This window comes from Streptomyces niphimycinicus (assembly GCF_018883605.1).
Classification (GTDB): domain Bacteria; phylum Actinomycetota; class Actinomycetes; order Streptomycetales; family Streptomycetaceae; genus Streptomyces; species Streptomyces niphimycinicus.
In genome coordinates, this window is sequence record NZ_JAHLEM010001314.1 from 1 (window position 1) to 654 (window position 654).

Sequence of the window (654 nt, forward strand, 5' to 3'; positions counted from 1 at the left end):
CCCGTGGTGCGGCACCGCGCCCTCGACACCGCCCGCCGTGGCGGCCCCGCCGCCATCGCGGACGACGCGCTGGAGGCGGCCTTCGAGGACGCGCCCGCCACCGTACGGCGCGAACTGGTGCGCACCGTCGTGGCCGGGCGGCGCACCGCGCTCGCGGACCGGCTGATCGAGCCGTTCCGTGAGCGCTGGGGCGACGGCGAGGCCGCCCGGCTGCTCCCCGGATGCGGGGCGGAGACCGTGGCGCGGCTGCTGCCCGGGCTGTTCCACGCCGTCCGCGCCTGGCGATCCCTCGTCTCCCGTCATCCGGTGGCCGTCCTGGACGAGGCGGCCCGCCAACTCACCGCGCTGCCCGCATCGCTGCGCACCGACTGGTGGACCCGTTACGCGCCCTGTGTCGCGCTCGCCGCGCCCGCCGAGCCCCAGCGGGTGCTGGAGCTGCTGGAGGACCACTGCCAGGGCCCGCTGCCCGCCTCCGTACGGGCCCGGCTGTCCGCGCTGGTGGCGGCCGAACCCGGCGCCACGCTGCGGCTGTTGCTCGCCCCCGAGCACAGCGGCACCCGGCGCCGGCTGGACCGGGCCGTGCTGCGCCGGATCGTCCGCGCCGACCCGCCCGAACTGGCCGAACTGGGCCGCGCCCTGCGGCACGACGCCGAC

General features: G+C 78.7%; 1 pseudogene. It reads left to right on the forward strand.

Annotated features, from left to right (window positions below):
* Positions 1-654 (forward strand): annotated as a pseudogene (locus KN815_RS49525) (hypothetical protein); the annotation flags it as partial.